This is a genomic window from Microbacterium sp. K35 (assembly GCF_004794375.1).
Lineage (GTDB): Bacteria > Actinomycetota > Actinomycetes > Actinomycetales > Microbacteriaceae > Microbacterium > Microbacterium sufflavum.
Genome location: NZ_SSDM01000299.1, coordinates 18,035 through 31,536 on the forward strand (window position 1 = coordinate 18,035; position 13,502 = coordinate 31,536).

13 protein-coding genes are annotated in these 13,502 nt (G+C 70.0%); 4 read left to right on the forward strand and 9 right to left on the reverse strand.

Annotation, left to right across the window (positions count from 1 at the left end; translation table 11 throughout):
• Positions 1-78: 78 nt before the first annotated feature.
• Genes DW299_RS11635 through DW299_RS11665 form a run of 7 tightly spaced genes read right to left on the reverse strand, consistent with a single transcriptional unit; the run spans position 79 to position 8,175 of the window.
• Complete coding sequence (locus DW299_RS11635) at positions 79-1,572, reverse strand: aldehyde dehydrogenase family protein (protein ID WP_168443129.1); 1,494 nt, start codon at positions 1,570-1,572, stop codon at positions 79-81.
• A 23-nt stretch (positions 1,573-1,595) separates the two neighbouring features.
• On the reverse strand, positions 1,596-2,375 hold the full coding sequence (locus DW299_RS11640) for a glucose 1-dehydrogenase (RefSeq protein ID WP_136032667.1): 780 nt from the start codon (positions 2,373-2,375) through the stop codon (positions 1,596-1,598).
• Positions 2,376-2,407: 32 nt separating this feature from the next.
• Positions 2,408-3,397, reverse strand: a complete 990-nt coding sequence (locus DW299_RS11645) for an ABC transporter permease (protein ID WP_136032665.1) — start codon at positions 3,395-3,397, stop codon at positions 2,408-2,410.
• Positions 3,394-4,380, reverse strand: coding sequence for an ABC transporter permease (locus tag DW299_RS11650; protein WP_168443130.1), 987 nt, complete (start codon positions 4,378-4,380; stop codon positions 3,394-3,396). The genes DW299_RS11645 and DW299_RS11650 overlap by 4 nt, the downstream gene beginning before the upstream one ends.
• Positions 4,377-5,936, reverse strand: a complete 1,560-nt coding sequence (locus DW299_RS11655; protein ID WP_136036687.1) for a sugar ABC transporter ATP-binding protein — start codon at positions 5,934-5,936, stop codon at positions 4,377-4,379. The genes DW299_RS11650 and DW299_RS11655 overlap by 4 nt, the downstream gene beginning before the upstream one ends.
• A 34-nt stretch (positions 5,937-5,970) precedes the next feature.
• Positions 5,971-7,032 carry an ABC transporter substrate-binding protein gene (locus DW299_RS11660; RefSeq protein ID WP_205814384.1) on the reverse strand — a complete coding sequence of 354 codons (1,062 nt, stop codon included), beginning with the start codon at positions 7,030-7,032 and terminating at the stop codon, positions 5,971-5,973.
• Positions 7,033-7,086: 54 nt separating this feature from the next.
• Positions 7,087-8,175, reverse strand: a complete 1,089-nt coding sequence (locus tag DW299_RS11665) for a mandelate racemase/muconate lactonizing enzyme family protein (protein WP_136036688.1) — start codon at positions 8,173-8,175, stop codon at positions 7,087-7,089.
• Positions 8,176-8,320: 145 nt separating this feature from the next.
• Here DW299_RS11665 and DW299_RS11670 point away from each other — a divergent pair, with 145 nt between their 5' ends.
• From DW299_RS11670 to DW299_RS11685, 4 genes are read left to right on the forward strand one after another with little or no spacing between them, the layout of a single operon-like run.
• Positions 8,321-9,274 (forward strand): C-terminal binding protein, encoded by a 954-nt coding sequence (locus DW299_RS11670; RefSeq protein WP_136036689.1) that lies wholly within the window; start codon positions 8,321-8,323, stop codon positions 9,272-9,274.
• An 11-nt stretch (positions 9,275-9,285) separates the two neighbouring features.
• The gene (locus DW299_RS11675; RefSeq protein ID WP_136036690.1) at positions 9,286-10,314 is read left to right on the forward strand and encodes a zinc-dependent alcohol dehydrogenase; all 1,029 of its coding nucleotides are present in this window, start codon (positions 9,286-9,288) and stop codon (positions 10,312-10,314) included.
• Positions 10,311-11,069 (forward strand): SDR family oxidoreductase, encoded by a 759-nt coding sequence (locus tag DW299_RS11680; protein ID WP_136036691.1) that lies wholly within the window; start codon positions 10,311-10,313, stop codon positions 11,067-11,069. The genes DW299_RS11675 and DW299_RS11680 overlap by 4 nt, the downstream gene beginning before the upstream one ends.
• Positions 11,066-12,043 (forward strand): sugar kinase, encoded by a 978-nt coding sequence (locus tag DW299_RS11685; RefSeq protein WP_240745392.1) that lies wholly within the window; start codon positions 11,066-11,068, stop codon positions 12,041-12,043. Before DW299_RS11680 ends, DW299_RS11685 begins: the two co-directional genes overlap by 4 nt.
• A 6-nt stretch (positions 12,044-12,049) precedes the next feature.
• On the opposite strand, the gene DW299_RS11690 is transcribed toward DW299_RS11685, so the two are convergent.
• Both DW299_RS11690 and DW299_RS11695 read right to left on the reverse strand, forming a co-directional pair.
• Complete coding sequence (locus tag DW299_RS11690; RefSeq protein ID WP_136036692.1) at positions 12,050-13,000, reverse strand: D-alanine--D-alanine ligase family protein; 951 nt, start codon at positions 12,998-13,000, stop codon at positions 12,050-12,052.
• The coding region (locus DW299_RS11695) for an alanine racemase C-terminal domain-containing protein (protein ID WP_275090588.1) at positions 12,997-13,502 on the reverse strand (506 nt) is incomplete at its 5' end. The genes DW299_RS11690 and DW299_RS11695, both read right to left, overlap by 4 nt.

Here is a 13,502-nt window from a genome sequence, read left to right on the forward strand (position 1 = left end):
GTCATCTTCTCATGCGGGCTGTGCCGGGCCCGGGGTCCCCGAACCCGGCACAGCGGTCTTGCGTCAGCTCGCCGGCGATCAGGCGTCGCGGCTGTAGTCGACGTACACGGTCTTGCGCTGGGTGTAGCGCTCGAAGCCGTGATGCCCGTCATCGCCGCCGAGACCCGACATCTTCCACCCCGTGTGGAAGCCCGACACCTCTTCCGGGCCCACCCGGTTGATGTACACCTCGCCGAACGCGAGTGCGTCCGTTGCGCGCAGGGCCGTGCGGATGTCGGTCGTGTAGACGTAGGCGGTGAGACCGTACGGGGTGGAGTTGGCGAAGTCGAAGACCTCGTCCTCGTCGTCGAACGGCACGATCGGCAGCACCGGCCCGAACACCTCCTGCTGCACGATGTCCATCTCGTTCGTCACACCCGTCAAGACCGTCGGGGCGTACCAGAACCCCGGATTCCCTTCGGACCCCGACGGCCGCCCGCCGCCGATCTCGACCTTCGCACCGGCCGCCACCGCCGCCGCCACCATGTCGTCGACCTTCGCCCATTCCTCCGCCGACACCTTCGGGCCCATCTGCGAGTCCTCATCGAGCGGATCCCCCACCCGCAGGCCGCGGACCTTCTCGACGAGCCGAGCGACGAACTCGTCGAACACCGACCGGTGCACGTACGTGCGCTCGTTGCAGGTGCACACCTGACCGCAGTTCATGAACCGCGCCTCGAATGCGTCCTGCACGGCGCGTGGAAGGTCGGCGTCGCCGAACACGATGAAGGGGGCCTTGCCTCCCAGCTCGAGCGACACCGGGATGACCTTCTTCGCCGCGCGCTCGAGGATCTCGACCCCCGCCCTCGTGGACCCGGTGACCGTGATCATCGACGTGTCCGGGTGGTCGATCAGCGCCGTCCCCACGACGCTGCCGCGCCCCGTGAGCACGCTGAGGAGCCCGTCGGGAACGCCCGCGTCCTGACAGATCCGCGCGAGGGCGAGGGACGAGAGCGGAGTGACATCGCTCGGCTTGACGATGATGGCGTTGCCGGTCATCAGCGCGGGAGCCACCTTGCGAGCGAAGATCGCTGCCGGGAAGTTCCACGGGATGATCGCCACGACCACACCCAACGGCTCCTCGCGGATGATCAGCTGACGCTCCGCACTCGACGGCGTGACGACCTCGCCCTCCGTGCGGTACTTCTGGCTCATCGCAAAGTCGAAGAACGCCCGCACGCCCTGGATCTCTCCGCGCGCCTCGGTGATGGTCTTGCCCTGCTCGGCGACGACCAGCTGCGCCAGCTCTTCCGCGTTCTCCTCGACGCGTCGGATGATCTCGGCCAGGACGGCCGCGCGCGCGGTCGCCGGACGACGCGCCCAGTCGCGCTGCGCACGCACCGCGGCCGCGACCGCGGCATCGACGTGCGAGGCGTCGGCGGCGGGGACCTCGGCGAACACAGCACCGGTGGCGGGGTTGACGACCGGACGGGTGTCTTCTGCGTCGCGCCAGGCACCGCCGACCAGCATGCGCGGCGTGGTGCCGAGTAGGGTTCCTTCGCCCAGGAGCGGGCGGGGAGTGATGGTGGACATGCGAGCTCCTCGAATCGAGACGATCAGTTGAAGTAGGTTCCGCCCTCGACGTTGAACGTCTGGCCGGTGATGTAGTCGGAGCCGGATCCTGCGAGGAACACCGCCATCGGCACGATGTCCGACGGCACGGAGGTGCGCCCGAGGGGGATGGTCTCACCGATGCCCTTGAACGTCTCGCCCTCGGCCTTGCCCGTGATCGCGCCGAACTGCTTGTCGACCTCCTTCCAGTAGGGAGTGTCGACGACACCGGGGGCGATCGCGTTCACATTCACGCCGTACGGCGCAAGGGCGAGCGCGACCGACTGCGTGACCGAGATCACCGTCGCCTTCGAGGCGCAGTATGCGGTGACCAGGGCCTCACCGCGGCGACCCGCGACCGAGGCCATGTTGATGATCTTGCCGCTGCGCTGACGACGCATCGGTTCTGCCGCCGCCTGGGTGAGGAAGAACAGCCCCTTCACATTCACGGCGAAGATCCGGTCCCACTCCTCGGGCGTGGTGTCCCACACCGCCTTGATCAGGCCGATGCCGGCGTTGTTGACGAGCACGTCGAGGCGGCCGTGCTCCTCGACGACGTCGGCCACGAGCTGTGCGGACGCGGCAGGATCGGCCACGTTCAGAACTCGAGCGGAGGCACGTCCTCCGCTGGCCTCGATCTCGCGGACGACGGTCTCCGCGCCCTCCAGGTTGAGGTCGGCGATGACGACGTGGGCGCCTTCGGCGGCGTAACCGAGCGCCATGGCACGGCCCATACCCGAGGCGGCGCCGGTGATGAGTGCGATCTTGCTGTCGAGAGTCGACATGTGGGTTCCCTTTCTCGAAGGAGTGGTGGTGGTCAGTGTTCTCGTCGCCGGCTGAGGAGCGTCTGCACGATCATCGCCAGGACGAGGAACACGCCGGTGAACAGGTCCTGCACATAGGCGTTGAGCGAACCGAGCTGGTTGATGAGGTTGTCGATCATCGCGATGAGGAGCACGCCCGAGAGCGCGCCCAGCATGGTTCCGACCCCGCCGGTGAGCAGCACTCCGCCGATCACCGCCGCGGCGATGGACTTCAGCTCGTACGTCGACCCCAAGCTGGCGACGCCGGACGAGAGCCGCGAGGCCAGCAGCGCGCCAGCGAGCCCGGCCAGTGCACCGCTGATCGTGTACACCTGCACCTTCACGCGCGTCACGTTGACGCCCATCATCCGCGCAGCTTCCTCGTTGCCACCCAGGGCGAACATCCGCGACCCGAACGGGGTGCGGTTGAGAACCACGGCAGCGACCACGAACGCCAGCAGCAGGATCCAGACGAGGTTGGGCAGGCCCAGGGTGCTGCCGTTGGCGATCGACGTGAAGACGCCGGAATCGATCACGATGCTCGAATTCGCGAGGGCCACCGCGATGCCGTTCACCGCCAACAGTGCCGAGAGGGTGATGATGAAGGGCGCCATGCGGGCCTTGCCGACGAGGATGCCGTTGACGAGGCCCAGCACGGTTCCGGCGACGATGGGCGCGAGCAGAGCCGCCACCCACCCGGCCGGTGCCGCCAGCGCGGCGAGCACCGTGCCGAGGCCGATCATCGAACCCACCGAGAGGTCGATCCCGCCGGTGATGAGCACGAAGCTCTGCCCGATGGTGATCAGCCCGATGAAGCAGGCAGCGGTGACGATGTTTGCGGCGTTGTCGATCGTGCCGAACGACGGTGACACGAACGTCGCCACGATGCCGACCGCGACCAGCACGCCCACGATCCCGTAGCGCTGCATGCCGGATGCCCATCGCCCCGGGCCGTGCGACGACGCGCTCGTCCGTCGCGAGGGATCCTGCGCCAGGGCCGTCATCGTGCGTCCTTCCCAGCACGCTGCAGGAAGAGGGCGACCACGATGAGGACCGCCTTCAGTACCTGCGCGTACGCGAAATCGAGGTTGTTCATGATGAACGTGGTGTCGAGCACCTGGAGGAAGACCGCTGCGGCGACCGTGCCCCCGATGTTGATGCGACCGCCGACGAGCGGCGTGCCGCCGATCACCACGGCGGCGATCGCGGTCAGCTCCAGATGGATGCCGATGAAGCTGGGATCGGACGCCCCGATGCGCGCCGACACGAAAGCGCCGGCGAGACCGGCGAGACCGGCGCTGAGGGCGTAGATCGCGATGAGCGTGCGGTTGCGCGGCGTACCCGTGAGGTGGGCGGCCGCGCGGTTCGAGCCCGCGAAGAGCGCGTACCGTCCGAACGTCGTCTTCTTGACCAGCAGCCACATCGCCGCCGCCACGACGACCGCGATCAGTGCGACGGCAGGGATGCCGAACAGCACGGCATTGCCCAGCCACTCGAACAGGCCGTCGCCGGGCAGCGGGCTGCGCGCCCCACCCGAGAGGGCTTGAGCGAGGCCGCGGACGGCGACCAGCAGCCCGAGGCTGGTGATGAGCGGGTTGATGCGCAGGTAGGCGATCATGGTGCCGTTGAGCACACCCAGAGCCGCTGCGACCAGAACTCCCGTCAGCAGCGCCACCACCTCGCCGTACCCGAGATACAGCGCGATCATCGCGGACGACAGCGACATCACCGACCCGACCGACAGGTCGATCCCCCCGGTTCCGATAGCGAGTGTCTGGCCGACCGCGATCAGCACGATCGGAGCGACGGCGAACAGCACGTTCTGCAGGGTGGCGACGGTCGCGAAGCCGGAGGTGGCCACCAGGTTGTAGACGATGAGCACCACCAGCGCGATGTAGACGGTCGAGGTGCGCGCGAAGTGCGCGAGCTTCTCCCGGGGTGTGCGCTCGGGGATCACCACCGACGTGGTCGTGGTCGTAACGCTCACGGGTTCCCTCCCGTCGTCGTCAGAGAGCCGGCAGAGGCGGCCGAGAGCAGACCGACGACATCGGCCGGATCGACGGCGAGCGGATCGAGCTCGCCCACCACCGCTCCCTCGCTCAGCACGACGAGCCGGTCGCACAGGGCGAGCAGCTCCTCCGTCTCACTGGAGGTGACCAGCACACCGATACCCCGTTCGGCCAGGGAACGCACCACCCGGTGCACCTCGGCCTTCGCGCCGACATCGATCCCGCGGGTGGGGTCGTCGAGCAGCACGACCTTGGGCTCGGTGGCGATCCACCGCGCCAGCAGCACCTTCTGCTGGTTGCCGCCGGACAGCTCGGAGATCGGCTGCTCCACACCCGCGGCCTTGAGTCGCAGCTCGTCGGCGAACCGGGACACCAGGGCGCTCTGCTCCCGTGGTCGCACCACACCGAAAGTCGACAGTCGGCCGAGGACCGCCGCGGTCAGGTTCTCGCGCACACTCAGTCCGGGGAAGATGCCCTCGTGGCGCCGATCCTCTGAGAGGTAGGCGATCCCGGCTCGCAAGGAGCGGGCAGGAGAGGACCGCGTGAGCGCTGTCCCCTCGAGTCGGATCGTGCCCCCGTCCGGGCGGATCGCCCCGTACACGGCTTTGCAGATCTCCGTCCGCCCGGACCCCAGCAGACCGAGCAGTCCGACGATCTCGCCACGGCGCACGGCGAACGACACGTCGTGGAGGCGATTGCCCCACGTGAGCCCCTCGACGTCGAGCACGGTGTCCCCGTCGTCGAGCGCGGCCATTCGCTCCCGGTGCTGCGCCGGGTCGCGCTGGGTGTCGTTGAGGGCGATGCCCCCGAGCATGGCGGCCACGAGCTCGGCCGGAGGCAGCTGCGCCGGGGTGCTCTCGAGGACGAAGCGCCCGTCGCGGAGCACCGTGAAGCGGTCGCACAGCTCATACAACTCGGACATGCGGTGGCTGACGAGCATGATCGCCAGCCCCTCGTCCCGCAGCTGCCGGACGACGCCGAACAGGATGTCGATCTCGGTGCCGTTGAGCGCCGACGTGGGTTCGTCGAGGATCACCGCCCTCGCCTCGAAGGCCACCGCGCGTACGATCGCGACCATCTGCTGCATCCCCAACGACAGCGACGACAGCGTCGCCCTGGCCGAGATCCCCAGACCGAACCGGTCGAGGATCGCCTGAGCCTCGGCGACGGCAGCCCGCTTGCGCAGGAACCCCGCCCGCCGCGGCTCGCGACCGAGGAGGATGTTCTCCGCCACCGTGCGCTCCGGGATCAGGTTCACCTCCTGATAGACGGTGCTGATGCCCGCAGCCTGGGAGTCCTTGGGTCGTTGGAACCGTACGGGACGACCGTCGAGCAGAACCTCGCCGCCGTCCTGCTGGTAGAACCCGGTGATGATCTTGATGAGCGTGGACTTTCCGGCGCCGTTCTCGCCGTTGAGCCCGTGCACCTCGCCGGCCCGGAGCGTCAGCGACGCTCCCTTGAGCGCGCGGACGCCGTTGAAGCTCTTCGTGATGTCGCGGGCTTCGAGGATCACGTTCGTCTCGGGCGATGTCATGCGCCCGTCCTCTCGCGCAGTGTCATGGCGGGGCTCAGTACGCTCGTCCGGAGTCGAGCGCGTCTTGGGCATTCTTCTTCGTGTAGAGCTCGTCCTTCATGATGATCTTCTGCGACACCGGGTCTCCGGCGAACCAGTCCTTCAGCAGGTCCAGCGCGGCGGGTCCGAACCGGGGGTTCGTCTCGACGATCGCGGCGATGTCGCCCGAGGCGACGTGCTTCACCGCGTCCTTCGTGCCGTCGATCGACACCACGGTGACGTCGGCGCCCGGCGTGAGTCCGGCCTGCGAGATGGCCGTCAGAGCGCCCAGCGCCATGGTGTCGCTGTGCGTATAGACCGCGTTGATGTCGGGGTTGGACGACAACAGCTGCGCCAGGACCTCCTGCGCCTCACTGGTCGCCCAGTTGCCGGTCTGCTGGGCGACCACGTCGATTCCGGAGGCGTCCTTGGTCGCTGCGGCGAACCCCTTGGTGCGCAACGTCGCCACGTCGCTCCCCGGGGCGCCCTGGATCTCGGCGACCACGCCCTTGCCGCCCAGGGCGTCGATCATCGCCTCACCCGCGCGCTGCCCCTGCTTCTCGAAGTCGGAGCCCATGAATGAAATGAAGTCGGTGCAGGGCTGGCCCGCGGTTTCGCGGTCGATCGTGATGACCGGAATGCCCTTGGCCTTGGCTGCCTCGAACGCGCTCTGCAGGCCCGTGGCGCTGATGGGCGCCACGATCAGTGCGTCCACGCCCTGGTTGATCATCGACTGGATGTCGCTGAGCTGCTTGGCCTGGTCGCTGTTGGCGTTCGTGTAGACGAATTCCGACCCGGCGTCTTCGACGGACTGCCGCACCGACGCGGTCTCGGTCGCTCGGAACGGGTTCTGCTCGTTCTCCGACTGCGAGAAGCCGATCTTCAGCTCCGACAGCTTCTTGTCGGATGGCTTCGGGTTGACGCAGGTGGCTTCCGAGCTGCTCTCGACGACCTGCTCGGTACCCTTGCCGTTCGCCGCCGCACCGCCGCCGTCGTCGAGCGGCTTCGCGCAGCCGCTGACCGCGATGAGCATTCCGGCAGCCAGGGCGGCCGCCGTGATGATGCGCGTGGATCTCATGACATCTCCTTTGATTTCTGATGGACAGCCGTCTGCTGTGGCGGCGGCCGAGGGTCAGGCTCGCAGCGATGCAAGCCGGTCGAAGTCGAGGTCGAGGCCGTGACCCGGCCGATCCGGCGCGGTCACGACGCCGTCGACGATCGGCATGGTCTCTGCGAGGTACGGCTCGAGGCTGAAGCCGTGCGCCTCCATGTAGGTGCGATTCGGTGCCGCGGCGAGGCAGTGCACGGTGAGGTCGTGCACCCCGTGGCTGGTCACCGGCAGGTTGTGCGCCTCGGCGAGCGCCGCGATCTTGCGGAACACGGTCATGCCTCCGCAGTTGCTCACGTCGGGCTCGGGGTACGTGACGGCCTCGGCCTCGATCGCGGCGCGGAACTCGTACAGGGTGTGCAGGTTCTCCCCGGCGGCGATGGGCAGACCTCCAGTGGCCAGCACTCGAGCCTGGCCGCGCAGGTCGTCGGGGATCACCGGCTCCTCCAGCCACACCAGGTCGAAGGCGCGCAGCTCACGGGCGGCCGCGATGGCCTGATCCGCCGACCAGCGCATGTTCGCGTCGACCATGAGCGGGAAGCAGTCGCCGAGGTGCTCGCGCATCGCGGCGACACGTGCGACGTCCTCGCGCAGGTCGGGACGACCGACCTTCATCTTGATCGCACGGAAGCCCTGGGCACGGAACCCGTCGGCCTGGGCGAGCAGCTGCTCGGTACTGAACTGCAGGTCGATGCCACCGGCATAGACGGGCACGCGCGGGTCGAAGCCGCCGAAGACGCGCCAGAGGGGCTGGCCCATCCGGCGGGCCTTCAGATCCCACAGCGCGATGTCGACCGCGGAGATCGCCGAGGTGACGTGCCCGCCGCGACCCGCGTAGTGCAGGTGCCACCACATCTTCTGCCACAGCGCCTCGATCAGATCGGCGTCCTCACCGCGGAGGATGTCGCCGAGGTAGGGGTCGATCATCCGCGCGACGGCGTCGCCTCCCGCGTTGACCGTGTAGGTGTACCCCATTCCGGTAGCGCCATCGGCATCGGTGATCCGCACGACGATGAGCTCGAAGTCGAGCATGTCGCCGTGCGTGCTGTCCGACAGAGCGGTCGCCAGCGGCACCCGGTACAGGTCGGTACGAACGTTCGTGATCTTCGCCATTGATGAGTGCTCCGAATCGAGGAGTCCTGCGGACCCCGCTAGAAAACCGATTTCCTAACCATACACAGATCGGCTACTGTTGCCAACCATCCGGTTCGCCGCACGGGAGCGGACGGTGTCATCGCCACGAAGGAGAGGACGACGCATGCGGATCGTCATCACGGATTGCGACCACGATGCGATCGCGGAGGAGACCGCCGTCGCCGCCGCGCACGGGATCGCGCTGGAGCTGTTCCAGTGCCGCACGGAAGACGAGGTGATCGCCGCAGCAGCCGGTGCGGACGCGATCCTCGTGCAGTACGCCCCCATCACGGCGCGCGTCCTCGACGCGCTCCCGCAGCTGCGAGCGATCGGTCGGTACGGGGTCGGTGTCGACACGGTCGACGTGGTGGCGGCGACAGCGCGCGGTGTCGCGGTGTGCAATGTGCCCGACTACGGGACCGAGGACGTGTCGGATCACGCGATCGCGCTCGCCCTGTCCCTCGTGCGGGGGGTGACCGAGCTGGACCGCCGGACCCGCGCCGGCACCTACGCCCTCAGCGGTGTGAAGCCCCTGCACCGCATCTCGGCCCTGACCTTCGGCGTGGTGGGAGTCGGCCGCATCGGTGCCGCCACCGCGCGCAAGGCCGCCGCTCTCGGCTTCGCCGTCGTCGGCCACGACCCCCGCACCGAGGCATCGGGCGGAGGGGTGACGCTCGTCGGGCTCGACGAGCTGCTCGCGACAGCCGATGTCGTGTCGCTGCACGTGCCGCTCGACGAACGCACCCGTCACCTCATCGACGACGACGCGCTGCAGCGAATGAAGCCGGGAGCGATGCTGGTGAACACCTGCCGCGGCGGGGTGGTCGACACGGCAGCGCTCGTGCGAGCCCTCGGCGACGGCCGCATCAAGTCGGCCGCGCTGGACGTCTTCGAGGAAGAGCCGCTCCCGCCCACCAGCGCGCTGCTGCAACTGCCGTCCGTCGTGGTCACGCCGCACACCGCCTGGTACAGCGAGGAGTCCGAGGCCGAACTGAAGAGGCGGACGATCGAGAACGTGGTGGAGTTCTGCGCCGGACGCGCACCGCGCGACCTGCTGAACCCGGAGGTGAGCAAGTGAACGGAAACTCCATGAGAGCCGCGATCTGGGAGGGCCCGGATCTCGTCCGCATCGCCGACGCCCCGCGCCCCGCTCTCCGCGCGGGCGAGTCGCTGGTGCACGTCGAGCTGACCGGCCTGTGCGGCACCGACTTCTCGATCCTGCACGGCACTCATCCGCGCGCCGCGGCCCCCCTGATCCCGGGACACGAGGTCACCGGTCGGGTCGTGAGCGGTGACGACCCCGAGCTGCACGGGCGTCGGGTGGCGGTGCTTCCGCTCCTCAGCTGCGGCACGTGCACCCCCTGCCGCGACGGCCTCGCGCACGTCTGTGAACGGCTCGGCCTGTACGGGATCGACGAGCCCGGCGGGCTCGCGGAGTTCGCCGCCTTCCCGCACGACCGGCTTTTCCCGGTCGACGACGCGGTGCCGGTGCGGACCGCGGCGCTCATCGAGCCGCTCGCCGTCGCGGTGCACGCGGTCCGGCGGTCGCGGCTGACCGGAGGAGAGACGGTCGCGGTGTTCGGAGCCGGTCCGATCGGCATCCTCACCGCGCTCGTCGCGCAGCACTATGGCGCCCGACGAATCCTGGTCGTCGAGCCGGGCGATGACCGACGCGCCCTGGCCGAGACGCTCGGTTTCGAGACGCTGCCCGCGACGGACGATGCAGCGGAGGCTATCCGGGCGGCCATCCCCGGCGGCGCGCGCATCGTCTTCGACTCCGCCGCCCACCCCTCGGTCGCCCGGCAGTTGCCGCGTGCGGCCGCGGTGCGGGGCACGATCGTGCTGGTCGGCGTCTACAAGAAACCGGTCGAGCTCGACCTGCAGGCGGTGACCTTCACCGAGCAGACGCTCGTCGGGGTGCGGGTGTACACGACCGCGGACTTCCGCGATGCCGTGGGCCTCGTGGAGAGCGACGCCCTCGGTCTGGAGCGTCTGCCGGTCTCGGTGTATGACCTGGCCGAGACCACGCAGGCGTTCGCGGAGGCCACCTCGGCGGGCGCCGCCCTCAAGGTCCTCGTCGCTCTAGACACCGTGGCGGCGGCGGAGGCCCAGCGATGAGCGCCGCGCCGTTCCGGCTCGACGGACGTACGGCGGTCGTCACTGGAGCATCGCGCGGGATCGGTGCCGCGGTGGCGGAAGGACTGCTGCGTGCCGGTGCCGATGTCATCACGATGCAGCGCGGCGCCCATGCCGCGCACCTCGAGGACGTCGCGAGGGAGTGCAGCGTCTCCCTGTCGGCGGTCGCGGTGGACCTTGCCTCCGTCGACTCGATCGATCGCGCCTGCGACGAGGTGCTGGCACGGGGAACGGTCGACGTGCTCGTCAACAACGCGGGCATCCAGGCGCGGCACGCCGCCGAGGCCTTCCCGCTGGACGAGTTCGAGGCGGTGCTCGCCGTGAACACCCGCGCCGCCTTCCGGCTCGCACAGCGCTTCGGCGCGGTCATGCTGGAGCGGGGTTCCGGGCGGGTGGTGAACATGGCCTCGCTGCTGAGCTTCCAGGGCGGGCTGCGCGTGGCCGCCTACGCCGCGTCGAAGGGTGCCGTGGCGCAGCTCACCAAGGCGCTGTGCAACGAGTGGGCGGCCCGCGGCGTCAACGTCAACGCGGTCGCGCCGGGCTACATCGCGACCGACATGAACGAGGCGCTGCTCGACGACGGCGTCCGTCGGACCCAGATCCTGGAACGGATCCCGGCCGGGCGCTGGGGCAACCCGGACGACCTCGCGGGCGCGGTCGTGTTCCTCGCCTCCGATGCGGCGGCCTATGTGCACGGTGTCGTGCTGCCCGTCGACGGCGGCTGGCTCGCCCGGTGAGCGGCCCGGAGCTGGGCGCCACGGTGCCTGCGGTCGGCGTCGTCACGCTGGGTGAGACCCTCGTGCTGTTCCGCTCCACGGGCGTCGGGCCGCTGGCCCACAACACCGACTTCACGCTGAGCGTGGGCGGAGCCGAGAGCAACGTCGCCATCGCCGTGACACGGCTGGGCGGCACGGCGGCGTGGTGCGGGCGCGTCGGTGACGATGCCTTCGGCGAGCTCATCCTCCGGGAACTGCGGGCAGAGGGCGTCCGCGTACACACCGTCGTCGACGCCGCAGCCCCCACGGCTCACATGGTGCGGATCGCCCGCACTCCGGTGCTGGCTCAGGTGACCTATGCCCGCGCGGGCAGCGCGGGCTCCCGGCTCGGTCGGACGGACGTGCCCCAGGAGGTGCTGCGCGCTGCACGGATCTTGCACGTGACCGGAATCACAGCCGCGCTGTCGACGACCGCCCTCGACGCCGTGGTCGGCACGATCGCCGACGCCCGCGCCCATGGGGTGACCGTGTCGTTCGACGTGAACCATCGCGCCGCCCTCTGGGACGCCGCCACGGCACGCGCGGTGTACCGACGGCTGCTGCCCGAGGTCGACATCGTCTTCGCGGGCGCCGACGAGGCACAACTCGTGCTCGACCAGGACGCGGAGCCGGAGCAGCTGGCGCGGCGGCTCGCGGACCTCGGGCCCCAGCAGGCGGTGGTGAAGCTCGGCGCTGAGGGATGCCTGGCCGTGATCGACGGCGAGCGGCATACGGCACCGGGCATAGCCATCGAGCCGGTCGACACCGTCGGCGCAGGTGACGCGTTCGTCGGCGGCTACCTCGCCGAACTCGCGGCGGGGCGAGAGCCGGCCGAGCGCCTGGCGACTGCGAACGCCGCCGGAGCGTTCGCCTGCCTCAGCCCCGGCGACTGGGAGGGGCTCCCGCGCCGATCCGAGCTCGGACTGCTCTCGGCGACGGAACCCGTCATCCGCTGACCCCCTTCACGACGCAGCCCGCACCAGTCGCGTCACGAGATCGACGTAGGGCACGCCCGCGGCGGCGAACATGCGCGGCACCTGTGACGCCGCGGTCATGCCCGGCATGGTGTTGACCTCGTTCAGCACGGGCCCCCGCTCCGTGAGGAAGAAGTCCATGCGGGCCACCCCGTCGCAGCCGAGGGCGTCGAACACGGCCACCGCCGCCCGCTGCAGGGCGCTCGTCTGCGCGGGATCCAGCTGCGCGGGAACCGTGAAGCGGGCGGAGCCGTCGTACTTGGTCGCGGTGTCGAACAGTCCGGGCGCGTGGATCTCCAGAGGCGGGGCCGCCCACCGCACGCCGCCTCTCTCGCGGATCACGGCCACGTCTACCTCCCGGCCGCGCACGACCTCCTCGACGAGGATCCGCCGGTCGAAGCGCGCGGCCTCCCGCAGCGCCCCCAGCAGCTCGCCCTCCGCCGACACCAGGCTCACACCGTGGCTCGACCCGGCCGACACGGGTTTCACCACCACGGGCTCGTCGAACTCCGCGTCACCGAGGTCGGCCGCCCCCACCAGTCGCCCCCGCGCGGTACCGATGCCGACCGCCTGGGCCACGAGCTTCGTGGTCCACTTGTCCATGCCGATCGCGCCCGCCCGCAGCCCGGAGCCGACCACGCGCACCCCGGCGAGTGCGCACAGGGCCGCGAGCGCACCGTCCTCCCCGAGCACCCCGTGCACGGCGGGGAACACGACGTCGACCGTGGCCAGGAGCCCGAGCGCCTGCTGCAGCGACTCGGCCGCGCTCCCGGCCGTGGGCAGCGCATCGGACCGCCACACGCCGTCGCGGCCGATGGTCGCACACACCACCTCGTGGTCGCCGAGTCGCAGCGCTGCGGCGACCGCGGCCGCCGACGCCAGCGACACGTCGTGCTCGGAGTTCTGCCCCCCGCCGATCACCAGCACCCTGGTCGTCATGCGATCCCCCTCTCCACGCGCGGGCCGATGCCGGTGACGATGGTGTGCGGGATGGTGCCCGCCCACCTCGCCCAGTCCTGCGCCGACGGCACCGCGCCGCCCTCCGGTCCGAACACGGTCGCGACGGCCCCGCGCGGCACCGCGGTCGCTCCCGTGTCGATCACGATCTGGTCCATCGACACCCGCCCGACGACGGGGTGCCTGCCACCGTCGAGCTCCACGCCGGCATCCCGCGCGAGCTCGCGCGGGATGCCGTCGGCGTATCCGACGCCCAGGACCGCGAGGTGCGTCGCCCGATCCGTCACGTGCGCGCCGCCGTACCCGACCGCGGTGCCCGCCGGCACCAACGCGCTGTGCACCACCGCGGCGGTGAACCGCGCCGCGCCGGTCAGCACCGTGGTGAGCGACGGATCGATGCCGACGAGCCCGGCCCCCACGCGCACCACGTCGAAGTGCGTCGCCGGATCGTGCACCGCGCCGGAGGTCGCGGCGAGGTGCACGA

What these genes read in the sequence shown, in the direction of transcription:
- DW299_RS11645 (WP_136032665.1), bottom strand. Translation starts at nt 3,397, where the DNA reads ATGACGGCCCTGGCGCAGGATCCCTCGCGACGGACGAGCGCGTCGTCG.
- DW299_RS11655 (WP_136036687.1), bottom strand. Translation starts at nt 5,936, where the DNA reads ATGACATCGCCCGAGACGAACGTGATCCTCGAAGCCCGCGACATCACG.
- DW299_RS11670 (WP_136036689.1), top strand. Translation starts at nt 8,321, where the DNA reads ATGCGGATCGTCATCACGGATTGCGACCACGATGCGATCGCGGAGGAG.
- DW299_RS11660 (WP_205814384.1), bottom strand. Translation starts at nt 7,032, where the DNA reads ATGAGATCCACGCGCATCATCACGGCGGCCGCCCTGGCTGCCGGAATG.
- DW299_RS11640 (WP_136032667.1), bottom strand. Translation starts at nt 2,375, where the DNA reads ATGTCGACTCTCGACAGCAAGATCGCACTCATCACCGGCGCCGCCTCG.
- DW299_RS11675 (WP_136036690.1), top strand. Translation starts at nt 9,286, where the DNA reads ATGAGAGCCGCGATCTGGGAGGGCCCGGATCTCGTCCGCATCGCCGAC.
- DW299_RS11690 (WP_136036692.1), bottom strand. Translation starts at nt 13,000, where the DNA reads ATGACGACCAGGGTGCTGGTGATCGGCGGGGGGCAGAACTCCGAGCAC.
- DW299_RS11665 (WP_136036688.1), bottom strand. Translation starts at nt 8,175, where the DNA reads ATGGCGAAGATCACGAACGTTCGTACCGACCTGTACCGGGTGCCGCTG.
- DW299_RS11635 (WP_168443129.1), bottom strand. Translation starts at nt 1,572, where the DNA reads ATGTCCACCATCACTCCCCGCCCGCTCCTGGGCGAAGGAACCCTACTC.
- DW299_RS11680 (WP_136036691.1), top strand. Translation starts at nt 10,311, where the DNA reads ATGAGCGCCGCGCCGTTCCGGCTCGACGGACGTACGGCGGTCGTCACT.